Raw genomic sequence first — 25,089 nt, forward strand, 5'->3', positions numbered from 1 at the left:
GGCACGCCCTGCCTACAGACGAAATCGACAGGCCTAGTCACCATTGGCCCAAAGGGACCATGGGTGCCCCGGTATCTCCCTTCTGGGGCGGACCTCCTCGATTCCCGAGACCTAGCCTTGCCAGCAGGTGCCGACAGGGGCGGCGCCGGATGCGCGTGACGTTGGGTCTGGGACGGCACGCCTGGGGGGTTGAAGCGGGGAGATGTCATGGCTCAGACGCAGCCATCTGTGACAGCGTGGGTGCGCCCACGAACGGGGGAACACGACGTACTCAGCGCCTCGTCGACGGGGGTCGACCTGGCTGCACCGGTGACCTTGCCGGGGGCGCGCCGCCGACGCGGTGACGTCGCGCTGCTGGCGGAGATCGCCCTGGTCGCGACCGTCGTCGTCTGGACCGGGTGGGTGACCCGTGGCCCGTCGCTGACCGTGGCCGCCTGCCTCGCGCTCGTCCTGGTCACGCTCTACCACTCGGGCCGCCAGGTCACCCGGCAGGGACTGCCGCACTTCGGTCGCGTGCTGCGCGACATGGCCATCCCGATTGCCGCCATGGCCTCGGCCGCCGAGTTCTACGCACGAGGCCGGGGCGTCATCGGGGACTCGATCCAGATGGTCGTCGCCGGGACGCTGGCGGCCGCGGCCGCGACGCTGGCCCGCCGCCACCTCTCCGGCCGGGTCCGGGTGTTGCTCATCGGCGACGCCGAGGCCATCGCCCGGACCGCGACCACGTGGGCCGGCAGCCGCCGCGTCGCGGTCGTCGGCGCCATGCTGGTCGGCGAGGACGCCGAGGACGACGTCGAGCTGTTCGGGGTGCCGGTCGAGCGAGGGCTCGGACGGCTGCGCGAGCGCGCGGTCGACTGGGACGCCGAGATCGCCGTCGCCCTGCCCGGCCACGACATCGACTCCGACTCGCTGCGCCGGATCGCCTGGTCGCTCGAGGACACCGGCACCACCCTGGCCGTGCTGAGCCTGCTCGACACCGTGGCGCCGCACCGCATCGACACCACGCAGTTCGCCGGATCGACGATCCTGCACATCCAGCCGGGCCACCGGTCCATGTTCGTCCGCGTCGTCAAGGGCGCGATCGACCGCACGGTCGGCACGCTGGCGCTGGTGGTGGCGGCGCCGGTCATGCTCACGCTCCTGGCCGCCGTCCGGATCGAGAGCCGCGGCAAGCCGCTGTACAAGCAGACCCGCATCGGCAGGAACGGCAAGCCGTTCACGATGTACAAGATCCGCAGCATGTGCGCCGACGCCGACCAGCAGCGCAGCTCGCTGCTCGCGCTGAACGAGCGCGACGGGGTGCTGTTCAAGATGGAGTCGGACCCGCGGGTCACCCGCGTCGGCCGGTTCCTCCGCAAGTCCTCGCTGGACGAGCTGCCGCAGCTCTGGAACGTGGTGCGGGGTGACATGTCCCTCATCGGGCCCCGTCCGGCGCTGCCCGAGGAGGTCAAGCAGTACGACGAAGTCGCCCTCCGGCGCCTCGCCGTGAAGCCGGGGCTGACCGGGCTGAGCCAGGTCAACGGCCGGGCCGCGCTGAGCTACGACTCCACGATCCAGCTCGACGTCTTCTACACCGACAACTGGCGCCTGGCCGACGACCTCGCCATCGGGGCGAACACGGTCCGTGCCGTGATCAGCGCGAAGGGCGCCTACTGACATCCGTCACGGCGTAGGAGCGCCGTGCGTCAACTGGGGGGAAACACAATGAAGGTTGCAGTTTTCGGTCTCGGCTACGTCGGGACCGTGACCGCCGCGGGCCTGGCGTCCCGCGGTCACGAGGTCGTCGGCATCGACGTCGACCCCGGCAAGGTCGAGGCCATCGCGAGCGGGCGCAGCCCGGTCGTGGAGCCCGGGATCGAGGAGCTGATCGCCGAGGGCGTCTCCGCGAGGCGCCTGCGTGCCACCACGGACACCCGCGAGGCGGTGGCCGGCGCCGACGTGTCGCTGATCTGCGTCGGCACGCCGTCGGCGGCCAGCGGCGACACCGACCTGACCTACGTACGCCGCGCGCTGGAGGACCTGCGCCAGGCGATGCTGGTCACCGCCCCGCCCGCGAGCGGCCGGCACGCCGTGGTGATGCGCAGCACCGTCCCGCCCGGGACCGGCGCCGGCGTGGTCGCCCCCGCCTTCGCCGGCGAGCTGTGCCCCGAGGGCTGGACCGTCGGCACCGCGATGTGCCCGGAGTTCCTCCGCGAGGGCGTCGGCGTCAAGGACTTCTTCGACCCGCCGTTCGTGGTCGTCGGCACCGCTGACGACGCGGTGGCCGCGGACCTCACCGAGCTGTTCGCGTTCCTCGACCGCGACGTCCGCCGGGTCGAGGTGGGCACCGCCGAGGCGCTGAAGTACGCCTGCAACGCCTTCCACGCCACCAAGGTCTCGTTCGCCAACGAGATGGCCCGGGTCTTCCGGTTCCACGGCGTCGACTCCCGCGAGGTCATGGAGATCTTCGTGGAGGACACCAAACTCAACATCGCGCCGACGTACCTCCGTCCCGGCTTCGCCTACGGCGGCTCGTGCCTGCCCAAGGACCTCCGCGCCCTCCAGCACTTCGCCCGGGTGAGCGGCGTCGACGTGCCGCTGCTGGCCGGCACCGCCCTCACCAACGAGATGGTGGTGCGCGGCGTCGTCGAGCGGATCATCGCGACCGGCCACCGCCGGGTCGCCATCCTGGGTCTCAGCTTCAAGATGGACACCGACGACCTCCGCGAGAGCCCCAACGTCGAGCTCGCCGAGCGGCTGATCGGCAAGGGCTACGACGTCACGATCTACGACCCGATCATCAATCCCGACCGGCTGGTCGGCGCCAACCGCCGACACGTCGAGGCCAAGCTCCCGCACCTCAACCGGCTGCTCGCCTGCGACCCCGGAGAGGCGCTGGCCGGGGCCGAGGTGGTCGTGGTCGCCTCGTCCGACCCGGGCCTGCTCGCGGCGCTGGAGGCCGCCTCGCCCCGGGTCGTCATCGACCTGCACGGTCGCCTCGGCGACGCCGTCGAGGCGTTGCCGGGCTACGAAGGGGTCGGATGGTGACGAACCGGGTCGGGGGGCTCCGGGTCCTCATCATCATCCAGAACCTGCACGTGCCGTTCGACCGGCGCGTGTGGCTGGAGTGCCAGTCGCTCCGTGACGCCGGGTACGACGTCACGGTGGTCTGCCCGCGCGGCAAGGACTCCAAGCCGTACGAGGTCATCGACGGCGTCGCGGTGCACACCTACAAGCCGTACGCGCCGGGCGGCAGCGCGCTGGGCTTCGTCATCGAGTACCTCTACTCGTTCCTGGCCACGGCCCGCCTGGTGCGCAGGGCACGCCGCCGGGGCTCCTTCGCGGTCATCCAGGCCTGCAACCCACCGGACATCTTCTGGCCGCTGGGCCGGTGGTACCGCCGGCGGGACGGCTCGAAATATCTCTTCGACCACCACGACCTGTGCCCGGAGCTCTACGAGTCACGGTTCCCGGACGGGGCCACCCTGCCGCACCGCGGGCTGCTGTTCCTCGAGCGGATGACCTTCCGGACCGCCGACCGGGTCACCTCGACCAACGAGTCCTACGCCGCCATCGCCGTACGTCGCGGGGGCAAGCGCCCCGAGCACGTCACGGTCGTGCGCACCGGCCCGGATCCCGAGAAGCTCAAGCAGGTCGACCCGGACCCGGTGCTGCGGCGCGGCCGCCGCCACCTCGCGGCGTACCTCGGCGTGATGGGGCCCCAGGACGGCGTCGACCTGGTGCTGGCCGCCGCCGACCACATCGTGCACACGCTCGGCCGGACCGACATCGCGTTCACGCTGATGGGCGGAGGGGACTGCTGGGAGGACCTCGTCGCCGATCGCGACCGGCGCGGTCTCCAGGACCACGTCGAGCTGACCGGACGGGTGCCCGACGAGACCGTGAAGGCGGTCCTGTCCACGGCCACCGTCGGCCTGTGCCCGGACCCGAAGAACCCGCTCAACGACGTCTCCACGATGAACAAGACGATGGAGTACATGTCGTTCCGCCTCCCGGTGGTGGCCTTCGACCTGAAGGAGACCCGGGTGTCGGCCGGCGAGGCCGCGGTCTACGCGACGCCGAACGAGGTCGCCGACTTCGCGGCCCGCATCGTCGAGCTCGTCGACGACGAGGACCGGCGCGAGAAGATGGGCCGGCTGGGGCGGGAGCGGGTGGAGCGCGAGCTCGCGTGGAGCCACCAGCAGCACGCGTACGTCGGCGTGTACGACGAGCTGACCGGCGGCGCCGGCGCGGCTCCGGCGACGGAGGCCTGACGTGTGCGGCGTGGCGGGGACCTACCAGCAGTCCGACGGCAAGGTCGTGGTGAACACCATGATCGACCGGATCGGCCACCGCGGCCCCGACGCCTGTGGCGTGCTCGAGATCGTCGACCCGACCACCGACGTGTGCCTCGCGCACCGGCGGCTGTCGATCATCGACCTGAGCCAGGCGGCCGACCAGCCGCTCGTGAAGGACGGGCTGACGCTCAGCTACAACGGGGAGCTCTATAACTACCGGGTCATCCGCGACGAGCTCGAGGGCCTGGGCGTCCGGTTCGTGACCCACTCCGACACCGAGGTCGTTCTCGAGGCGTGGCGGGCGTGGGGACCCGCCGCCCTCGAGAAGTTCCGCGGCATGTTCGCCTTCGCCGTGCACGACGCGGCCACGGGTGACCTGACCCTGGCCCGCGACCCGCTGGGCATCAAGCCGCTCTACGTGATGCGCCGCGGTCCGGGGATCGTGTTCGCCTCCGAGCTCAAGGCGATCGTCTCGGCGGTCGGCCCGGAGCTCGCCGTGGACCCGGCCGGCATGGTCGCCTCGACGCTGTTCTACTGGCTGCCACCGCAGCAGGAGGCGGTCCGCGGTGTGCGGAAGCTGCCGGCCGGCTCGTGGCGCACCTACCACCGGGACGGCACCAGCACGGGCGCCGTCTACTGGGACCCGGTCGAGGTGGCGCGCCGCGCGGCGGCGGGGCCGCGCGCCGACCTGCACCAGGTGATCGCGTCCTCGGTGGCGCACCACCTGGTCGCCGACGTGCCGGTCGCCTCGTTCCTGTCCGGCGGGCTGGACTCCAGCATGGTGACCGCGGTCGCGGCCCGGCAGGACCCGTCCGTCGAGACCTACACGATCGCGTTCCGCAGCCAGGACCAGAAGCTCGAGGCGATGCCGGACGACGCGCACTACGCGCGCAAGATGGCCGCGCACCTCGGCGTACCGCTGCACGAGATCGAGATCGCCCCCGACGTGGTGGACCTGCTGCCGCGGATCGTCGACGTGCTCGACGAGCCGATCGGTGACCCGGCCGCGATCAACACGCTGCTGATGTGCGACGCCGCCCGGGCCTCCGGGGTCAAGGTGCTGCTCTCCGGCATGGGCGCCGACGAGCTGTTCGGCGGCTACCGCAAGCACCTCGCCAACCTGCTCAGCGGCCGCTACCGGCACGTGCCCGGCCCGATCCGCCGTGGCGTGATCGCGCCGCTGGTCGACCGGATGCCGGTGGTCGCCGGCGGCCGGGGGCTGCGCACCGTCCGCTGGGCACAGCGGTTCCTCACCTTCGCCGAGCTGGGGGAGGAGGAGGCGTTCCGCCGCAGCTACACGCTGCACGGCCGCGACGACCTGGTCGAGCTGCTCGACCCGGACCTCGCGGGCACCGTGGACGCGGTCCTCGACAGCCACCGCGCGGTGTACGTCGACGACGCCGGGCTGACCGACCACGTCAACCGGATGTGCCTGGCCGACTCGCGGCTGTTCCTGCAGGGCCTCAACCTGGCCTACACCGACCGGGCCAGCATGGCCGCGTCCACCGAGGTGCGGGTCCCGTTCGTGGACCCGGTGGTGTTCGAGGCGGCGTTCTCGCTGCCCGGCCGCGACAAGATCCACGGCCGCGTGCAGAAGGCGGCGCTCAAGCAGGCCGCGCGCGACTGGGTGCCGGACGAGATCATCGACCGCCCCAAGGCCTCGTTCGGGGCCCCGCTGCGCGCCTGGGTGACCAACGACCTCGGTCCGCTGATCGACGACGTGCTGGTCGGGGGCGACCTCGTCTCGACCGGCTACCTGCGCCGGCAGCCGCTCGACCGACTCATCGCGGACCAGCGCAGCGGGCGCCGCGACAACTCGAAGCAGATCTGGCAGCTCCTGAGCCTGGAGCTGTGGTACCGCAACGTCCGGGGGGCAGGGGTGACGGCGGCATGAAGCAGGTGGCGCAGAACTACAAGTCGGGAGAGCTCGTGGTGCTCGACGTGCCCGAGCCGGCCTGCCGGCCGGGCGGCGTGCTGGTGCGCTCGCTCTTCTCGCTGATCTCCACCGGCACCGAGATGATGAAGGTCAGCGAGGCCCGGCTGTCGCTGCTCGGCAAGGCCCGGGCGCGTCCCGACCAGGTCAGGAAGCTGGTCGACTCTGTCGCCCAGCAGGGTCCGGTGGCGACGTACAAGAAGGCGATGAACCGCCTCGACAGCTACACCCCGCTCGGCTACTCGCTGTGCGGCGTGGTGGTCGAGGTCGGGGCCGGCGCCGAGGAGTTCCAGGTCGGCGACCTGGTCGCGGCGGCGGGCAACGAGTTCGCGCTCCACGCCGAGGTCAACTGGGTGCCGACCAACCTGTGCGTGAAGGTGCCCGACGGGGTGCACCCCGAGCACGCGGCGTTCGCCACGGTGGGCGCGATCGCGATGCAGGGCGTCCGCCGCGCGGAGCCGCAGCTCGGCGAGCTGGCCTGCGTGATCGGGCTCGGCCTCGTCGGCCAGCTCGCGGTCCGGCTGCTGGTCGCCGCCGGGGTCCGCGTCGTCGGCGTGGACACGGTCGAGGAGCGCTGCCGGATGGCCGAGAAGGCCGGCGCGCTGGCCGCAGCCGGCCCGGACGCCGAGGGCGCCGCGGTCATCGAGCAGGTGTGCCGCCAGGCCACCGGCGGGCTCGGTGCCGACCACGTGCTGATCGCCGCCGGCGGTCCGACCAACGGGCCGGTCGAGCTGGCCGCGAGGATCGCCCGCGACCGGGCCACGGTCGTCGACATCGGCAAGACCAGGCTGGACCTGCCGTGGAACGACTACTACGAGAAGGAGCTGGACGTCCGCTTCTCCCGGTCCTACGGCCCGGGCCGCTACGACGACAGCTACGAGCTCGAGGGCGTCGACTACCCCGCCGGCTACGTCCGGTGGACCGAGCGGCGCAACCTCGGGTGCTTCCTGGACCTGATCGCCGGTGACGCGATCGACGTCGCCCCGCTGGTCTCGGCGGTGCGCCCGATCGCGGATGCCGAGGCGACGTACGAGGAGCTGCGGACCGGCACGCTGACCGGCGTCGGCTTCCTCCTGGAGTACCCCCGCGTCGAGGACGCGGAGACCTCCACCGAGACGCCCGGCCCGACTGCGGTGCCTGCGCACGGGGGCGCCCTCCCGGTGCAGGAACCGCGCCGGGCCGGGACCAGCACGACCGGACGCCGCGACGTGCGGATCGGCTTCGTCGGCGCCGGCAACTACGCCTCGTCGATGCTGCTGCCGCACCTCGCGGAGGACGAGTCCGCGAGGCTGTCGGTGGTCGCCACCACGCGGTCGCTGTCGGCGGTCAACGCGCAGAAGAAGTTCGGCTTCGACCGCCTGACCACCGACGCCGACGCCGTGCTGGACGACCCCGACCTCGACGCGATCTTCGTGGTCACCCGGCACGCCTCGCACGCCGAATTCGTGTGCCGGGCGCTCGAGGCGGGCAAGGCGGTCTTCGTCGAGAAGCCGCTGGCCCTCAGCGAGGAGCAGGTGCAGCGGGTCGTCGAGACCGTCGTCCGTACCGGCAACGACCGGTTGATGGTCGGCTTCAACCGCCGGTTCGCCCCGCTCTTCGTCGACCTGCGCCGCAAGCTCGGCCCGCTGGAGCAGCCGGTCAGCGCCCGCTACCTGGTCAACGCCGGACGCCTCGCCGCGGACAGCTGGTACCTCAACGAGGGACTCGAGGGGTCCCGCTTCGCGGGGGAGGGCGGTCACTTCGTCGACGCGCTCACCGCGATCGTCGGCAAGGACCCGGTCGAGGTGCACGCCTGGCAGACCCCGGGCGGCGAGGACCTCCAGGTCACGCTGCGGTACGCCGACGGTTCGCTCGGGTCGATCACCTACGCGACCGGCGGCCACGCCCGGTTCCCCAAGGAGACCCTCGACGTCACCGGCGGCGGCCGCAACGCGCGGCTGGACAACTTCACCCGGGCCACGGTCTGGGGCCGCGGCGGCCGCGACACCAAGCGGGCGCTCGGCCAGGACAAGGGCCAGAAGGCGCAGCTGCGGGCGTTCCTGGACGCCGTACGCAGCGGCGGGACGATGCCGATCCACTGGGAGTCCCTGGTCACCACGACCCGGGCCACGCTGGCCGCCGGCGCCAGCGCCTCGAGCGGACGGGCGGTGCCGTTGTGAGCCGCAGCCTGGGCTGGTACGCCCGTCGCCTCCGGCGCATGTCACCCGCCGAGATCGCCTCCCGGACCGCCGACGAGGCCCGGCGCCGTGCCTGGGCGCGCCGCCAGGTCCTGCCGGGCGCCGACCCGGGCCCGGTCCCGCGCCTGCGGGACGAGCGCCGGTTCACCACCGTGATCCCGTCCGGGACGCAGGAGCTGGTGCCTCCTGCGGCCCGGGCCGCCGCCGTCGCCGCCGCGGACCGGGTGCTGACCGGTGAGTGGCTGCTGCTCGGCACGCCCCGGCCGGACATCGCGGACCCCGACTGGTTCCGGGACCCGGTGACCGGCCGCCGGGCGCCGCAGCGCACGCTCGCCTTCCGGGTCGACCACCGCGACGAGGCGGTGACCGGCAACGTGAAGTCGGTCTGGGAGCTCTCCCGGCATCACCACCTCACGGTCCTCGCGGCCGGCTGGTGGCTCACCGGGGACGCGCGGTACGCCGAGGCGGTCGACCGGCAGCTGCGCTCCTGGTGGGACGCGAACCCGTTCCTGTCCGGCATCCACTGGACCAGCGGCATCGAGCTCGGCGTCCGACTCACCGCCTGGGCGTGGGCGCGACGGCTGCTCGACGGGTGGGCCGGGGCCGCGGACCTGTTCGAGCAGAACCCGGTCGCGCTGCACCAGATCCGCTGGCACCAGGAGTACCTCGACGCGTTCCGCAGCACCGGCTCCTCGGCCAACAACCACGTCGTCGCCGAGGCGGTCGGCCGCGTGGCCGGGGCCTGCGCGTTCCCCTGGTTCGCCGAGAGCTCCCGCTGGCGCGCCGACGCCGCCGCCCAGCTCCACCGGGAGCTGCACGCCAACACGTTCCCCAGCGGCGTCAACCGCGAGTTGGCCACCGATTACCACCGGTTCGTCACCGAGCTCGGCGTGGTCGCCGGGGCCGAGGCCGCCGCGGCCGGGCACCCGCTCTCGGCCGGCACCTGGTCGCTGCTCGGCCGCTCCTTCGACGCCGCGGCCGCTCTCACCGACGCGGCCGGCAACCCGCCCCGCCAGGGGGACGGCGACGAGGGGCGCGCGCTGGTGCTCGACGACCCCGAGGCGGCCGCCTGGGGTCAGATGCTCGCGCTCGGCGACGGCGTCGTCGGTTCCCTCCCGTGGTGGCCCGAGCGCCGGACCGGCACCGTCGCGAGCACCGTCGTACCGGCGCTGCTCGGGGGCCGGGTCCGGGTGCCCGGCCGTCCGGTCGCAGCGCCGCGGGTCTTCGACGACGCCGGGATCACCCTGCTGCGCACGGCGCCGGAGGAGGGCTCCGAGGTGTGGTGCCGCTGCGACGCCGGCCCGCACGGGTTCCTGTCGATCGCCGCACACGGCCACGCCGACGCGCTCGCGGTCGAGGTGCGGCACGGGGGCGTGGAGGTGCTGGTCGACCCCGGGACGTACTGCTACCACGGCGAGCCGGAGTGGCGGAGCTACTTCCGGTCGACGGTCGCACACAACACCCTCGAGGTCGACGGGCAGAGCCAGGCCGTCGAGGGTGGCCCCTTCCTGTGGAGCACCCAGCCGCACAGCGAGGTGCTCGCCTCCGAGGTGGATCCGGCCGCCGACCGGCTGTGCTGGACCGCCCGGCACGACGGCTACGCGCGGCTCGGCGTCGCGCACCGTCGTACGGTCACCCTGGACCGGGCCACCCGCGGCCTCACCCTGACCGACGTGGTCGAGGGCGAGTCCCGGCACCACGTGCGGCTGGCCCTGCACCTCGGTCCCGAGGTCGCCGTCGAGCTGCGCGGCGCCACCGCGCTGCTGTCGTGGGAGGGCCCGGACGGGCCGATGACCGCGACGATGACGCTGCCTGCCGCCCTGCGCTGGTCCGCGCACCGCGGCGAGACCGCACCGGTGCTCGGGTGGTACTCCCCGCGCTTCGGCGAGCGGGTTCCCACCACCACGCTGCTCGGCAACGGCAGCCTGGAAGGGCGGCTCGAGCTCCGGACGGCCCTGGTGTTCGAGGGCTCGACGATTCGTGGCAGGACCTACGCCAAGGTTGCAGGAGGCGTTCGTCGTGATTGACAAGACACCGGTTCTCCGTGCGTGGGCAGCGTGCCCACGACGGCACGGACGTCTGCTGGCCGTCGCGAGCACGCTCGCCGCGAAGGGAGGCAACGTCGTCGTTGGGCTCGTCCCCCCCGAGAACACCAGCGCGAACGTTGCGCCTCGGACGCGGCTGGGCTGCTCGGGCGGCCAGCAGGCCCTCCGGCTCCAGGGGGCCACACGCTGTGTGGCGCTGGCCGGAGCGACGACGGGGGGTGTGGTCCATGGGTGAGCAGGTCGTCGACCTCCGGTCCGCGCTGACCATCCTGCGGCGCAGGCGCGCGGTGCTGGCCGGCGCTGCGTTGGTGGGAGCGGCCATGGGTGTCGGTCTGGTGCTCGACAACCCGCCGATGTACTCGAGCACCACCCAGGTCCTCCTGCCGCCGGCCCAGGACGCCAACGGCCAGAGCATCGAGCGCGACGTCGCCACCGAGATCCGTGTGGCGAGCAGCGAGGCCGTCCTCCGTCCCGCGGGTGCCCACCTGTCGCCCGTGCTCGGCGCGAGGGCGATGAGCCGTCAGGTCGACGTGATGGCGGCCAGCAAGGACGTGCTCGAGTTCACCGCCGAGGCCGACAACCCGGGTCGGGCGGAGTCGATGGCGAACGCGGTTGCGGCCGCCATGGTGGCCTACGTGCAGGATGCGGCCAGCTCGCTGTCGAACGCCGAGAAGGCCGGCCTCCAGGAGCGCCAGCAGACGCTCGAGAAGAGCCTGACCACGGTCAACGCGGAGATCGAGAAGGCGCTGGCGCGCAAGAGGACGACGAACCCGTTGAGCGCTGCCGGCCGGGCGGACGCCGCCGCGCTGGGCCAGCTCACCGCGGAGCAGGCGAACCTGTCCCTGCAGATCGACCGGGTCAAGGACCAGCTGTCCGGGAGTGGCGTCACCGCGGATGCCCAGGTCATCCAGTCGGCCACACCGGCCGCCCGCCCGTCCGCGGTGGTGCGGTTCGGGGTGCCTGCCTTCATCAGCGCCATGGCCGTGATGGGGTTGGCGAGCGCCGTCATCGTCGCGCTGGCGCGCCGGGACCAGCGGCTGAGGCTCCGAGACGAGCTCGCCGACGCGCTCGGAACGACGGTGGTGGGATCCCTGCACGCGCGGGTCCCGACCAACGTGGCGGGCTGGGCGTCGCTGCTCGGAAACTATGCGCCGTCCACCGTGGATGCGTGGTCGATACGTCAGACGCTGCGCCAGGTGATGGGCCGGGGTCGCACCGACGCCCAGGCCGCCGAGGGCTCCGAGGGCGCGATCAAGCATCCCGACTCTCTCACCGTCATCAGCCTGTCCGAGGACATGAAGGGCCTGTCGATGGGACCGCAGCTGGCGTCGTACGTCGCTTCGGTCGGCGTCGAGACCCGCCTCGTCGCAGCACAGAGCCACGAGTCCGCTGCCGCACTGTGGGCGGCGTGCGGTCATCTGATCGGTGGGGAGGTGCGGCCCGGCCTCACCGTCGACACGCACGACCGCGACGACGACGAGGCGGAGCTGACCGTCGTCCTCGCCGTCGTCGACCGGCGCGATCCCGAGCTGCTCGAGCTGCCGCGGACCGCGGCCACCGTCCTCGCTGTCTCAGCGGGGTCGGCGACGGCGGACGACCTGGCGCGCCTCGCGGTCGTCGCGGACGACGCCGGCTACTGGATCGACGGGATCGTCGTCGCCGACCCGGACAACCTCGACCGCACGACGGGTCGCCTTCTTGCCGGCGAGAGGGCCCAGCAGGCAGCACTGCCGATGCGCCTGACCGGGCTGCCCGGCGGTGCGACGTCGCACCGCGGCTCCAAGCGTCGCTCCGAGCAGGATCCGTCCAAGGTCGCCGGGAGCGTCTCCGACCTGCGCCGCAGGAGGAAGCGATGAACCGCGGCTGGATCCTCGAGGAAGTCCCGGAGCAGCAAGAGCTCGCCGGAGAGCCGGCAGCCACGCTCGTCAGCCTGCACTTCCTCCGCTCGGCCCTGATGACCCACTGGCGCGTGTGGGCCGCCTTCGCCGTGGCCGGGCTCGCGCTGGGCGTGCTCGCCTCGGTACTGGTGCCGGTCGCGCCGAAGGCCACCGCGACCCTCGTGCTCACCCAGGAGCAGGGTGTCGACCCCGCCGACGGCCTGGCGACCGACATGACGCTCCTGCGCACCCGGAGGCTGGCGGCGGCCGTGGTCGACGACATGGACCTGCGGATCTCGCCCGAGGCTCTGCGAGCGTCGGTGAGCGTGCTGCCGGAGAGCGGTCGGGTCATCGCCCTGACCGTCGCCGCTCCGGACGCCGAACAGGCGGTGGCCCGGGCCGACGCGGTGGTGGAGCAGTTCTTTGAACTCCGGAACCAGCAGATGGACGATCACGTGCAGGCGATCGTCGGGGGCTACCAGGCCCGGATCGACCGGTTGCGGAAGCGGGTCGAGTCGTTGACCGCGCAGTACGACGCCCTCGGTGGCGTGGGCGGCGCCGGACAGGCCGAGGCGGCCGAGGTGCTGACGGAACGGGCGTCGCTGAACGCGGAGATCGACCGGCTCCAGTCGCTCATCGAGGAGCAGGAGCTCGAGGTGAGCGGGGTCCGCGCGGCCAGCCACGTGCTCGACCCGCCGGCCCTTGCTCCCATGTCCGGCATGCGCACGGTCCTGGCCGGAGCTGCCGGACTCGTGGGTGGGTTCTGCCTCGGCGCGGGACTCGTGCTCTTCTGGGCCCTGACCTCTGACCGGCTCCGGCGTCGCGAGGAGATCGCGGTCGCGCTCGGGGTGCCGGTGTGGATGAGCGCCGGACCGGTTCGCGGGAACCACCTCTGGCACCTGCTGGTGCACAGGGGGGGGTCGCCCGACCGGAACCGGCAGCTGCTCGTCAGCGCGCTGGAGCCCGACCTGACCCGCTCGCGCAACGAGCCGGTCCGGATGGCGTTGGCGACCATCGGCAACACGAGCGACGGCGTCGCCCTCATGTCGGCTCTCGCTCAGCGGGTCCGTCAGCGGGGGGCTCGCGTGTTCGTGGTGGACCTGACCGAGGACGGGAACCTCGCTCGCCAGGCCGGACCCGAGGCGCAGGACGGTGGGGATGACGGGCTGGTGGTGTTCCGACCCGACGGCATCCCCTCCCTGGCCAGCGGTCCGTACGGACACCGTCGGGATGGCGGACCGCTGGGGGAGGACCACCCGCTTCGCGCCCGGTGGGACGACGCGGACGTCGTGCTCGTGCTCGTCGACGTCGACCCTGCGGTCGGCGTCTACGAGCTCTCCTCGTGGGTGAACGAGGTGCGCATGGTCGTCACGGCCGGGCAGTGCAGCGCCGAGCGCCTTCGCACGGCAGGGGAGCTGATCCGGGCCGCCGGACTGGAGCCGGAGTTCGCCGTGCTGGTCGCGGACGACCGCCGCGACGACAGCCTGGGTCGGGACCTGCGCGGATCTTCGACATGACCAGTCTGCAGTTCGCGCTCCGACGAACAGGGCCTCGAGCTCGCGAGGTCCCCTGGAGCGTCCAGCTGGTGTGGGCCGCTCTCTACTTCAACGTGCTCACCGTCGCGGGGAACCCCACCATCCTCCCCATCCCCGGTCCCCTGGGACAGCTCGCGAACCAGGCCGCCCTGCCCCTCGCCCTGCTGCTCGCGCTCGCCGCCAACCGGGGCGGCCTCGTGAGGCCGAGCCTCTTCCTCGTGCTGCTGACGGTCCTCTCCGTCGTGTCACTCATGGTCAGCCTCCACAGTGAGTTTCCGATCGGATCGACCTACCGATCGCTTCGCCTGGCCGGGTTCGTCCTGGTTCTGTGGCTGACCACGAGGTGGTGGGGACGCAGCGACATGCTCCTGCTGCGCTGCCACCGTCGCGTGCTGGGCGTGATCGTCGGGAGTGTCGTCGTGGGTGCGCTGGTGGCCCCGGGCTACGCCTTCGGGTTCGACGGACGACTCGCGGGCGCCGTGTGGCCGATCCCACCGACGCAGGTGGCCCACTACTCAGCCGTCCTCGTCGGCACCTCTGCGGTGCTCTGGCTCTGTCGCGTCATCTCGAGCAGGAACGCGGCGTTCGGGATCGTGGTACCCGCAGTAGTGATGCTCCTGACGCACACGCGGACTGCCCTGCTCGGACTCACCATCGGCTTGGCGATCGCTGCGGCGAGCCTCTTCCTGGGGCACGTGCGCGTCCGTCGCACCTCCGCGCTCGGGGCGGTCGCCGTCGTCGCACTGACGACGGTCTTCGCGTCGCAGGTGAAGTCGTGGGCCCTGCGGGGCGAGAGCGCCGAGGACGCCGGGCAGCTGACGGGTCGGACCAAGGTGTGGTCCGACGTCTTCAGCCACTCCCGGCCCCCGCTCGAGGACATGTTCGGGACGGGCCTGTCCAACAACACGTTCCGCGGCCTGGCGATCGACAGCAGCTGGGTGGCCAACTACGTCGACCAAGGCTGGTTCGGGGTGCTGGTGGACGCCGCGCTCGTGCTCGTGCTGCTGCTCATGGCCGCGAGCCACCGTCGGGGGCCGGAGCGCGCGGTGGCGCTGTTCCTGGTCGTCTACTGCATCGTGGCCTCGATCACCGAGACGGGCCTCGGAACGGCGTCGACGTACACGCTCGACCTGGCGATCGCGGCCTCGCTGCTCGCGGCGCCGGGACGCGATCCCATGGCCAGTGCCGAAGGAGGGGGTGCCCGTGCAGCACGAGCGTAGCCGGGTGGCCCCCGTGACCAATCCGACTGGGCCATCGACCCCAGTCTTGCGCCGAGCCGCCCCGAGCGGCATTCCGAGTACCTACGATCACGAACAGGGGTGGGGGAACATGTTCGAGCACGACAGCCTGACGGGACCGGTCCGGTGAGCCGCGCGGGGGTCCTGCTGGACCGGGACGGCACGATCATCGTCGACACCGGCTACGTCGGCTCGGTGGACCGGGTCGAGCTCCTCCCGGGCGCCGTCGAGGCGATCGCCGCGCTGAACGCCGCCGACATCCCCGTGGTCGTGGTGACCAACCAGTCCGGGGTTGCCCGGGGGCTCTACGGCGTCCACGACGTGCAGCGCGTGCACGCCCACATCGACGAGGTGCTGGCCGCTGCCGGCGCACGCGTGGACATGTGGCTGTTCTGCCCCTATCACCCGGACGGCACCGTGCCGGAGTACGCCCGGGTCAGCGCGGACCGCAAGCCGGCCCCGGGCATGGCGCTGGCCGCCGCCCAGGCCCTGGACCTCAACCTGGCCGCCTCGTGGGTGGTCGGCGACAGCCCGGTCGACGTCGGTCTGGCCCGCGCCATCGGCGCCAGGCCGATCTTCATCGGGTGCGCCACCACCGACCCGCAGGTGCGCTCGGTGCCCGACCTGGCAGCCGCCGTCCAGCTGATCCTCGGGCCCGAGTCGGACGAGCCGAGCCTGCTCGACGAGAGTGCCGCCATGCGGTTCCCGGCTGCCCGCTACGAGTCGGCCGACCTGTTCGCGCAGGACTACACGGCCGAGATCGGCCGGGCCATGGCCAGCGTCGACCTGGGCGAGGTGGAGCGGGCCGCGAAGACCCTGAACGCGGCCTACGACCGCGACGCCGCGGTGTTCGCCTGCGGCAACGGCGGCTCCGCGTCCATCGCCAACCACCTGATGTGCGACCACGTGAAGGGGGTGCGCGTCGGCACCGACCTGCACACCCGGGTCACCAGCCTGAGCTCCAACATGGAGATCCTCAGCGCGATCGCGAACGACATCGGCTACGAGGCGGTCTTCGAGTTCCAGCTCCAGTCCCTGGCCCGTCCGGGCGACGTGCTGGTCGTGGTGTCCTCCTCGGGCCGCTCCCCGAACATCGTGCGCGCGCTGGAGTGGGCGGCCGCCCACGAGATGCACACGATCGCCTTGACCGGCTTCGAGGGCGGGCCGGCGCGGACGCTGGCGAACGTGTCGGTCCACGTCGACTGCACCAACTACGGGGTCGTGGAGGACGCGCACCAGGCGTGCATGCACCTGCTCGCGCAGTACGTGCGCCAGTCCCGCATGTCCTCGTCGATGGTCGCGGCCCAGGTGTTCTGACATGCGCGTCGCGATCAACCTGCTCACCGACCACCCGGACCACCCGTCCGGGGCGCACTGGTTCTGGACCCGGATCATCCCGGAGATGGCAGCCCGTCTGCGCCCCGACGAGGAGATCCGGCTGCTGGTGAGCCCACGGTCCCGCGCGATGCACGAGGACTACGGCGACGGCGTCGGCTACCTGACGTTCCCGTGGTCCAACGAGCACCCGAGGCTGCGCACCCTCAGCGAGCAGGTGTGGGCGCCGCCCCGGCTCCGGGCCGCGGGCATCGACGTGTTCAACACGCTGATCGCACCGATGGTGAAGCCGGCCCCGGCGGTGGTGGCGCACTTCAAGACCATGCACGCGTTCACCGAGCCGGAGGCGATCCCGCCGCTGGTCCGGTGGTACCGCCAGCGCGGCTACCCGCACACCGCGGACGTCGCCGACGCCATCATCATCAACTCCGAGAGCCTGCGCTCGGAGGTGGAGCGCTACCTCGACGTCGACCCTGCCAAGCTGCACCTGATCCGCGAGGCCGTCGACCACGAGCTGTTCCACCGCGGGGACCGGGCGGCCGCGACCGAGCTCGTCCGCGAGCGGTACGGCGTGCGGCGGCCGTTCGTGCTGTTCGTCTCCTCGCTGTGGCCGTACAAGAACTGCGAGGGGCTGATCCGGGCCTTCGCGCAGGCGCGCGGCGAGCTCGGCGGGCACCAGCTGGTGGTGGTCGGCCCGGGCCGGGACACGGCGTACACGGGGCGGCTGCGGGCGCTGGCCGAGGAGCTGGGTGTCGCAGGTGACGTGGTGTGGGTGGGCGGCGTGCCGATCGCGGAGACCGCGGACTTCTACCGGGCCGCGGACGTGTTCGTCTACCCGTCGTTCAACGAGACATTCGGGCTGCCGCTGCTCGAGGCGATGGCCTGCGGCTGCCCGGTGGTCACCTCGGACCGCAGCGCGATGCCCGAGACCGCCGGCGGGGCCGCGCTGCTCGCCGACCCGCACGACCCGGCCTCGATCGCTGGCGCGATCGTGGACGCGGTCGGTGAGGCGGGGGAGAAGCTGAGGCGGCTCGGTCCCGAGCGGGCCGCCGACTTCACGTGGGCCGCCACCGCCGAGCAGACGCTCGAGGTGTACCGCACCGTGCATGCGGCCAGGAAGGCGAAAGCATGAGGATCCTCGTCACCGGAGGGGCCGGCTTCATCGGCTCGCACACCGCCGACCGGCTGGCCGAGCTCGGTCACCGGGTCACGGTGCTCGACGCCCTGCTGCCGCCGGTGCACCGCGACGGCCGGCCGGAGTACCTCACGCCCGGCGCCGAGCTCGTGGTCGGCGACGTCCGCGACCGGGAGCTGATGACCCGCCTGCTGCGCGACACCGACGCGGTCTACCACTTCGCGGCCTACCAGGACTACCTGCCGGACTTCTCGCGGTTCACCGACGTCAACGTCACCTCGACCGCCCTGATCTACGAGATCGCGGTCGCGGAGGGGCTCGACCTCCAGCGGGTCGTGGTCGCCTCCTCGCAGTCGGCGATGGGCGAGGGGCTCTACCTCTGCCCGCGCGACGGTGAGCAGACGCCCGGCATGCGGCCTGAGTCGGCGCTGCTGGCCGCCGAGTGGGAGGTGCCGTGCCCGGCGTGCGGCGGGCCGCTGGAGCTGCAGCGGACCCCCGAGCGCGTGTCGAACCCGCAGAACGCCTACGGCATGTCCAAGTACGGCGAGGAGATGGTCGCGGTCAACCTCGGCCGGCGCTACGGGATCCCCACGGCGGCCCTGCGCTACAGCATCGTGCAGGGGCCGCGGCAGTCGGTCTACAACGCCTACTCGGGGGCCTGTCGGATCTTCTCGCTGCACTACCTGCTCGGCGGCGCGCCGACGGTCTACGAGGACGGCGGAGCGATCCGCGACTACGTCAACATCCACGACGTCGTCGACGCGAACGAGCTCGTGCTCACCGACCAGCGTGCCGCCGGACGGGTCTTCAACGTCGGCGGAGGGACGCCGTACACGACACTGGAGTTCTCCGAGGTCGTGCGCCGCCAGTACGCCTCCGACCAGCCGGCCCGGGTCACCGGGGAGTACCGCTTCGGCGACACCCGGCACATCATCTCCGACGTCGCCGCGCTCGAGGAGCTCGGCTGGAAGCCGGCGCGCACGCCCGCCGACTCGGTCGCGGAGTACGCCGCGTGGCTGGAGGGGATGCCCGACCTCGACCGGGTCCTGGCGGACGCCGACGCGAAGATGCGCGAGCTCGGCGTGGTGCGGAAGGCGGCGACGTGAAGGCCGTCCTGCTCGCTGCGGGGCTGGGCACGCGTCTCCGCCCGTTGACCGACCACACCCCCAAGTGCCTGGTGCAGGTGGGCGGCCGCACGCTGCTCGACACCTGGCTGGACGCGCTGGCCGGAGCCGGCGTGGACGAGGTGCTGGTCAACCTGCACCACCTGCCCCACCTGGTCGAGGCACACCTGCTCACCCGCCGGGTCGGCCCGGTCGTGCACACCGTGCTGGAGCCGGTGCTGCTCGGCAGCGCCGGCACCCTGCGCGCCAACGCCGCCTTCCTGCGCGGCGAGGAGATGTTCCTCGCGCTGAACGCCGACAACCTGACGGACTTCGATCCTGCGGTCCTCGTGGCCGCGCACCGGACCGGCGGGCAGGCGGCGACACTGAGCGTGTTCCACGCACCGGACCCGACCCAGTGCGGGATCGTCGAGGTCACCGACGGGCTGGTGACCGGCTTCGAGGAGAAGCCCGCCCACCCGCGCAGCGACCTCGCGAACGCCGGGATGTACGCCTTCGGGCCCGAGGTGCTCGACCTGGTCGAGGGCCCGGACCCCCGCGACATCGGCTTCCACCTGCTGCCGCGGCTGGTCGGCCGCGCGGGCGTCGTCGACCTCGGTGACGCCTGGCTGTGCGACATCGGCACCCCCGAGGCCCTCGACCGGGCGCGCCGGGAGTGGATCGGACGGAGGAGCGCATGATCATCACGCAGACCCCGCTGCGGGTCGGCCTCGTGGGCGGCGGCACCGACATCCCTGCGTACTACCGCGAGCACGGCGGGCGGGTCCTCAACGCCGCGATCGACAAGTACGTCTACGTGGTCGTCAAGCAGCGCTTCGACGACGACATCTACGTCAACTACTCGCAGAAGGAGGTCGTCAGCCGGGTCGAGGACGTCCGGCACGACCTGGTCCGCGAGGCCATGCACATGGCCGGGGTGCGCGGCGGCGTCGAGATCACCACGCTCGCCGACATCCCGTCCGCCGGGTCCGGGCTCGGGTCCTCGTCGGCGGTCACCGTCGGGCTGCTGCATGCGCTCTTCGCGTACGCCGGCCGGCAGGTGTCGGCCGAGGAGCTCGCCGACCGCGCCTGCACGATCGAGATCGACCGGTGCGGCAAGCCGATCGGCAAGCAGGACCAGTACGCCGCGGCGTACGGCGGGATCTGTGACCTGCGGTTCGGCCCGGGCGACCGGGTGCTGGTCGACCAGATCCGGCTGGAGTCGACCGCGCACCGCCGGCTGCAGGACGAGCTGCTGCTCTTCTACACCGGCATCACCCGGAGCGCGGACACCATCCTCAGCGAGCAGAAGGCCAACATCGGCGACAAGCTGACCCAGCTGCACCAGCTGCGCGACCTCGCCGGCGAGGCCGCCGACGGGCTGCGGGCGGGTGACACGGGCGCGGTGGGGGTTGCGCTCGGCAAGAGCTGGCAGGCCAAGCGGGCGCTGGCCTCGGGCGTCTCGAACGCACGGCTCGACGAGGCGGTCGAGAGCGCGCTGGCCGAGGGCGCGACCGGGGCCAAGATCGCCGGCGCCGGAGGTGGCGGGTTCGTGCTGGTCAGCTGCCCGATCGAGCGCCAGACCGCGGTGCGGGCGTCGTTCGCGGACATGAAGGAGCTCCCGATCAAGATCGATCCACTCGGCTCACGCGTCATCTTCAACGTGCACCGGGACATCTGGAGCTGAGGCCGGCTGTTCCGGACCCTCCCTGCGTAGTCCACGAGGGGCGGGGACGAGCGTCGCCACGGTCGCGACGACGGCACCGAGCAGGGCACCCCCGACCACGTCGGTGAACCAGTGGGTCGCGAGGAACAGCAGGCTGACGCCCATGGTCACGACCACCGCGGTGACCAGCACCCAGTCGCCCCAGTGGCTGCGTCGGCGCAGCAGAAGGACGCACCCGCTGAGCGCCACGACGAGCATGACCATGTGGCCGGACGGGTAGGCGCCACCGTGGCCGTTCAGGTCACCGTGCGGGTCCGCGCGTCCCACGAGCGCCTTGCTCGCCATGGTGAGGGCCGCGGCCACGACGGTGATCGCGCCGGCGAAGACGAGCGGAGCAGGCGAGCGACGCACGACCGCGGCGACCGAGGCCACCACGGCCAGGATGGCCACGGCGATCGGGGGCTCCAGACCGTCGACGACGTTGCCGAAGATGAGCTGGTTGGTGCTCCAGATGTCGTCCGGGCGGAACACCTGGCGCACCCGGTCATCGAGCCCGTCCGTGAGGGACCGGGCGACGCAGAACGACAGGAGCCCGAACGCCGCGACGCAGACGGCGGCGAACACCGTCCTCGCGCGGCGGGTCATGCCGCTCTCGTACGGCTAGTCACGGGTGCTCCCGGCGTCCTGGTGGTACGGCGCCCCGCGCCACGCCTCCCAGCCGACCACGTTGCCCTGGTCCTCGACCATGAACCTCCACGGGCCCGTGTAGCGATTGTCGGCCCAGACGTTGTCCTGGTCGAAGGTGATCGCCTTCATCACGACGTCCTCCATGTACGGCGACCAGTCCGGAGTCGTGCCCCAGTTCGCGAAGAGCCCGTTGAAGCCACATCCCTGCTCGGCCCGGCAGCCGCCCTCGAAGTGGGACGGGTCGAACTGGAAGACGTTGGCCCGCACGCGCAGGTGCTGCGTCTTCCAGCGACAGTCGTCGACGTACGGCTCGGTCCCGATCAGGTCGGGGTCCGCGCACGCCTCGACCGTGGCGACGCGCGGATTCACGAGGGTGGAGTAGCCCGTGCTGGTGTTGACGGGCGAACCCGCGAACCGGTCGGCGTTCTCCCAGCCGACCACGCCGCCCCAGTTGTCGATGAACCGGTTGTGCTCGATGAGGAGCCGGTCCCCGTACGGTGCGCCGACACGCGTGTCGCTCCCCGACTCCGAGATGTAGATCGCCGAGCGGGGGAACCCGGGATCCGTCGGGCCGGAGACGAGCGCGTTCCGGGCGAACGTGTTGCCGCGGACGACGGCGTTGTAGCTGGTCTCGTAGATCAGGCCGCTCTCGGTGTTGTCCTCGACGAGGTTGCCCTCCACCCGGAAGCCCGCGTTGTTCGTGTCCACGAAGAGTCCCGCCCCGCGGTTGTGGTGGACCCAGTTGTCGACGACCCTCACCCGCGTCGTCTCCCAGAACTTCCCGCCGCCGGTGCACCCGCAGCCGTCCTCGAGACGTTCCCAGTCCGCCGTGTTGTTGCCGGTGATCTCGTTGCGGCGGAGCAGCACGCCGTCGGCGCTGCCGGTGGTGAAGCCGTACTGGCCGTTGGCCTCGAGGCAGTTCCCGGTGGTCACGCTGTCACTGCCGAGGAAGAGGCCGGCGCCGGCATTCCAGCGGATGGTGGTGTGCTGGACGACCCAGCCGGCTCCTCCGTCGTGGTTGACCACGGCCTCGCTGGAGTTGTCGCGGATGGTGGTTCCGAAGCTCTGGACGGTGAGGTGGGAGATCCGCACGTGCTGCGCGGGGCCGCCGAACGCGTAGCTGTTCTGCCGCTGACCGTCCAGCACCGCACCGGGGGCACCGATGAACCGCTGTCGGTCCTTGGGCACAACCTGCGTGAACTCTCCGGGACCGAGGACGTGCCGCCCACTCGTGAGCCAGAACGTGGTTCCCTCGGGGTGGTTCTCGGCGGCGGTCATGAGGTTCTGGTCCGTGGTGATGCGGATCGCCCCGGTCGGCGGTCGCCCCGGACCGTCGAGGGTCCGCGAGCCGCAGACCTCGGCAGGGGGCGTGCGCGGCGCCGCCGGGCCCGGCACCGAGGCTCCTGGGTCCGAGGCGGGGTCGGCCGGTGGGTCGTCGACGATCGACGACCCGGGCAGTGGCCCGGGGCCGGACAGGCGACCGCTGGCGAGTCCCACCGCGGCGAGGGACGTCAGGGCCACCCCGAGAGCGACCGCCAGCACCAGGGCGTACCTCCGGCGGGTCCCCGTTCGGGCCGTGCCCAAGACCATGAGGGCCCCCCTCCCGCGTTCCCACGGCGCGGAGGCTCGACCCTACCCAGTACACCTCGTTCGTCTCTTGACCCAGACGGGTCACATCCACCCCAGTCCGGCGCGGGACCGGCTCACGGCATCGAGCGCGACGACGACGGCGACGTCCGCCGCTGACCGAAGAGGGCGGAGTCGAGCTCGTCGAACTGGCGGTCGACCTCAGCCAGGACGGCCTCGTGGTGCTGCCGCAGGAGACCCTCGACCTGCTCCCGTGATCGATGGAGGGCAACGACGCGCGACTCGAGCAGCTCGACGTCAAGCGTCCTGATCGGCAGCGTGTGGCCCGGCAGGCCCATCGACGCGAGCAGGGACTCGTGCTTGTCCCCGTAGGCGATCGCGAGCGTCGGCTTGTGGAGGACGAGCGCAGCGACGAGGTTGTGGTAGCGGGCTGCGACCACGACGTCGCAGGCAGCCAGCTGCGCCAGGACCTCGTCGAAGGAGGACGCGGCGGCGAAGGGCAGGTACCCAGCGGCGCCGGCACGTCGTGCGAGCACCTGCTCCTCGATGGCCAGGGCGGTGTCGCGGTCCTCGGCGTCCCCGATGACGAGCCGGACCCGGTGACCCGCGTCGAGGAGCCGGACGACCGCGCGCACCATCGCGTCGACGTACGTGGCGTGGACCGCCTCCGAGCGACCACGTTCGGTGTTCGACCCGCGGAACGCCATCACGCCGACGGCGACGGTGAGGGGTCCGTCGGGTGCGGGTGTCTCCGGACGACGAAGGGAGAGCACCAGGTCCGGGAAGACCGCGTCGGCGCGGCACGGCACGCCCATCGCGGCCAGCTCGTCGCGCGACCGGGAATCCCGGAACGAACGGTAGTGCGCAAGGCGCGCCCCCGTGACCATCAGCCACCGGTTCGCGGGCTCGGGGATGTGGCTCGCTCCCACGCAGAGGAAGGCGACGTCGACGCCGAAGAGCCGTCCTGACACACCCAGGAGGAAGAGCGACCATGGCATCTGCCAGGGGCGCTCCTGCAGGGTCGCCTCGAGGGTTCCCATGCCGGGGACGATCACCGCGTCGTGGCGGCGTACCCAGGCGGCGGTGCGCCAGGCGTCGACGACGGCTCCCGCAGCGATCCGCGCGATCGTCCGGGCCGGTCCGCGGCGGCCGCGCGGCTGGGTGTGGAACGCGTGCAGGTGCTGGGCCGGGAGGCCATGCTTGCGGGTGATCTCCTCCGGGCCGGAGCACATGCAGTCGATCACCACGGACGGCTGTCGGGCGCGGATCCCGGCCAGCACCACCTCCATGGTCGCGTCGTTCCCGATGTTCCCGGCGCCGAGGCGGCCGAACAGGCCGACGGCAGGTCCGTTCCTCCTCCGTCGCGGCAAGATCAGGATCCGGACTGCTGGCCGGCCACGAGGGAGCGCATCGGGATCGAGCCGGGCTCGACGGGCTCGATCTCGAGCGAGTCCTCGGGGCGCCCGTGAGAGCGCTGGAGCCCCCGGTCGACCATCCACCGTGCCACCTCGACGTAGCACCGTCGGCGGTCGCGAGCGGACAGCGGGGCCCGGGCAACCATCCCGAGGTTCATCAGTGGGTACTCGGCGAGCAGACGGACCGTGGGGTGCAGGGGGCCGCTCCGTCGAGGATCGAGGTTGGAGCACCAGGACTTGATGCTGGGATTGGCCTGGTGTGCACGGCCGGGGTGGTGCCGCCGGAAGTACAGGAAGTCCGGGTGCTGCACGAACGGGCCGTGCAGGGCCAGCTCGCACATGAAGGTCTGGTCGGCATGGTGGAAGCTGCCGTGCGGCTTCACCTTGCGCAGGACGTCGGAGCGGATCACGCCGTAGAAGTCGTCCGCCCGGATCGCGCCGGGAAGGTCGTCGCCGCCGAACAGCATGCTGTGGAGGCGGGTGCGGGGATCCGGGGAGTCGGTGGCGAGGGGGTACTCGAACGCCTGCACGACCGTGCCGGTCGAGTCGACGGCCGCCGTCCAGCTGTGGGCGAGGACCGCCTCGGGGTGGACGCTCAGCAGGTCGACGCAGCGCTCGAGCAGGTCGCGGGCGTAGAGGTCGTCTCCGGAGGCCCACTTGAACAGCCCGGCCTGCGCCTTGCGGAAGACGAAGTCGTGGTGTGGGGCCGCTCCGATGTTGCGGTCCTGCCGGAAGAACCGGATCCGCGAGTCCCGTGCTGCGTACTCGCGGCAGATGTCGTCGGTTCCGTCGGTGGACGCGTTGCTCGAGATGATCAGCTCGAAGTCGCTGAAGGTCTGGCCGAGGAGCGCGTCGATCGACTCGGCGAGGAAGTCGTCGTTGTTGTAGACCGGCAGTCCGATGCTCAGCCTGGGCGGCATGCGTCCTCCACCTCTGCTTTCCCCCGGCAGGGTCGACGCGAGGACCGATGTGAGTCCCCGGTGCTCACCAGCCTAGGCCGGGCGCGAGAGCGCATGCAGGTTTCGGGCGAAGTTCTCCCAACATGCCCCGACCGGACCATGTCACCCCAGTGTTCGGTC

18 protein-coding genes are annotated in these 25,089 nt (G+C 72.0%); 14 read left to right on the forward strand and 4 right to left on the reverse strand.

Features of this window, described 5'->3' with window-relative positions:
• Window positions 1-309: 309 nt before the first annotated feature.
• The 14 genes from EKO23_RS12395 to EKO23_RS12460 all read left to right on the forward strand — a co-directional run bounded on the left by EKO23_RS12395 (window position 310) and on the right by EKO23_RS12460 (window position 20,342).
• Window positions 310-1,656 (forward strand): sugar transferase, encoded by a 1,347-nt coding sequence (locus EKO23_RS12395; RefSeq protein ID WP_167880446.1) that lies wholly within the window; start codon window positions 310-312, stop codon window positions 1,654-1,656.
• A gap of 48 nt (window positions 1,657-1,704) precedes the next feature.
• Window positions 1,705-3,027, forward strand: coding sequence for a UDP-glucose dehydrogenase family protein (locus EKO23_RS12400; protein ID WP_134717694.1), 1,323 nt, complete (start codon window positions 1,705-1,707; stop codon window positions 3,025-3,027).
• The gene (locus EKO23_RS12405) at window positions 3,024-4,253 is read left to right on the forward strand and encodes a glycosyltransferase family 4 protein (RefSeq protein ID WP_217702599.1); all 1,230 of its coding nucleotides are present in this window, start codon (window positions 3,024-3,026) and stop codon (window positions 4,251-4,253) included. Before EKO23_RS12400 ends, EKO23_RS12405 begins: the two co-directional genes overlap by 4 nt.
• A 10-nt stretch (window positions 4,254-4,263) precedes the next feature.
• Window positions 4,264-6,171 (forward strand): asparagine synthase (glutamine-hydrolyzing), encoded by a 1,908-nt coding sequence (asnB, locus tag EKO23_RS12410; RefSeq protein WP_246051059.1) that lies wholly within the window; start codon window positions 4,264-4,266, stop codon window positions 6,169-6,171.
• Complete coding sequence (locus EKO23_RS12415; protein ID WP_134717700.1) at window positions 6,168-8,369, forward strand: bi-domain-containing oxidoreductase; 2,202 nt, start codon at window positions 6,168-6,170, stop codon at window positions 8,367-8,369. The genes asnB and EKO23_RS12415 overlap by 4 nt, the downstream gene beginning before the upstream one ends.
• A 38-nt stretch (window positions 8,370-8,407) precedes the next feature.
• Window positions 8,408-10,414 (forward strand): alginate lyase family protein, encoded by a 2,007-nt coding sequence (locus tag EKO23_RS12420; RefSeq protein WP_134717702.1) that lies wholly within the window; start codon window positions 8,408-8,410, stop codon window positions 10,412-10,414.
• A 245-nt stretch (window positions 10,415-10,659) separates the two neighbouring features.
• A complete protein-coding gene (locus EKO23_RS12425) occupies window positions 10,660-12,288 on the forward strand; it encodes a Wzz/FepE/Etk N-terminal domain-containing protein (RefSeq protein WP_134717704.1) in 1,629 nt (542 codons plus the stop codon).
• A complete protein-coding gene (locus EKO23_RS12430; protein ID WP_134717706.1) occupies window positions 12,285-13,826 on the forward strand; it encodes a hypothetical protein in 1,542 nt (513 codons plus the stop codon). Before EKO23_RS12425 ends, EKO23_RS12430 begins: the two co-directional genes overlap by 4 nt.
• Window positions 13,823-15,064, forward strand: a complete 1,242-nt coding sequence (locus EKO23_RS12435) for an O-antigen ligase family protein (RefSeq protein ID WP_134717708.1) — start codon at window positions 13,823-13,825, stop codon at window positions 15,062-15,064. Before EKO23_RS12430 ends, EKO23_RS12435 begins: the two co-directional genes overlap by 4 nt.
• Before the next feature lie 144 nt (window positions 15,065-15,208).
• A complete protein-coding gene (locus EKO23_RS12440; RefSeq protein ID WP_134717710.1) occupies window positions 15,209-16,399 on the forward strand; it encodes an HAD-IIIA family hydrolase in 1,191 nt (396 codons plus the stop codon).
• A 1-nt stretch (window position 16,400) separates the two neighbouring features.
• The gene (locus EKO23_RS12445; RefSeq protein ID WP_134717712.1) at window positions 16,401-17,549 is read left to right on the forward strand and encodes a glycosyltransferase family 4 protein; all 1,149 of its coding nucleotides are present in this window, start codon (window positions 16,401-16,403) and stop codon (window positions 17,547-17,549) included.
• Entirely contained in the window at window positions 17,546-18,658 is a 1,113-nt protein-coding gene (locus EKO23_RS12450; protein WP_134717714.1) for an NAD-dependent epimerase/dehydratase family protein, read from the forward strand. Before EKO23_RS12445 ends, EKO23_RS12450 begins: the two co-directional genes overlap by 4 nt.
• Window positions 18,655-19,356, forward strand: a complete 702-nt coding sequence (locus EKO23_RS12455) for a nucleotidyltransferase family protein (protein ID WP_134717716.1) — start codon at window positions 18,655-18,657, stop codon at window positions 19,354-19,356. Before EKO23_RS12450 ends, EKO23_RS12455 begins: the two co-directional genes overlap by 4 nt.
• Window positions 19,353-20,342 carry a GHMP family kinase ATP-binding protein gene (locus EKO23_RS12460; protein ID WP_134717718.1) on the forward strand — a complete coding sequence of 330 codons (990 nt, stop codon included), beginning with the start codon at window positions 19,353-19,355 and terminating at the stop codon, window positions 20,340-20,342. The genes EKO23_RS12455 and EKO23_RS12460 overlap by 4 nt, the downstream gene beginning before the upstream one ends.
• Here EKO23_RS12460 and EKO23_RS12465 read toward each other — a convergent pair.
• From EKO23_RS12465 to EKO23_RS12480, 4 genes are all read right to left on the reverse strand, one after another.
• On the reverse strand, window positions 20,301-20,966 hold the full coding sequence (locus tag EKO23_RS12465) for a phosphatase PAP2 family protein (protein WP_134717720.1): 666 nt from the start codon (window positions 20,964-20,966) through the stop codon (window positions 20,301-20,303). The two genes, EKO23_RS12460 and EKO23_RS12465, sit on opposite strands and share 42 nt — an antisense overlap.
• A 15-nt stretch (window positions 20,967-20,981) precedes the next feature.
• Window positions 20,982-22,598, reverse strand: coding sequence for a right-handed parallel beta-helix repeat-containing protein (locus tag EKO23_RS12470; protein WP_217702600.1), 1,617 nt, complete (start codon window positions 22,596-22,598; stop codon window positions 20,982-20,984).
• Between the two features lie 113 nt (window positions 22,599-22,711).
• Window positions 22,712-23,965 carry a polysaccharide pyruvyl transferase family protein gene (locus EKO23_RS12475; RefSeq protein WP_167880448.1) on the reverse strand — a complete coding sequence of 418 codons (1,254 nt, stop codon included), beginning with the start codon at window positions 23,963-23,965 and terminating at the stop codon, window positions 22,712-22,714.
• A gap of 2 nt (window positions 23,966-23,967) precedes the next feature.
• Window positions 23,968-24,930 (reverse strand): glycosyltransferase family 2 protein, encoded by a 963-nt coding sequence (locus EKO23_RS12480; protein WP_134717724.1) that lies wholly within the window; start codon window positions 24,928-24,930, stop codon window positions 23,968-23,970.
• Window positions 24,931-25,089 lie beyond the last annotated feature (159 nt).

Source organism: Nocardioides guangzhouensis (assembly GCF_004519545.1).
In the GTDB taxonomy this organism is placed as follows: domain Bacteria; phylum Actinomycetota; class Actinomycetes; order Propionibacteriales; family Nocardioidaceae; genus Nocardioides; species Nocardioides guangzhouensis.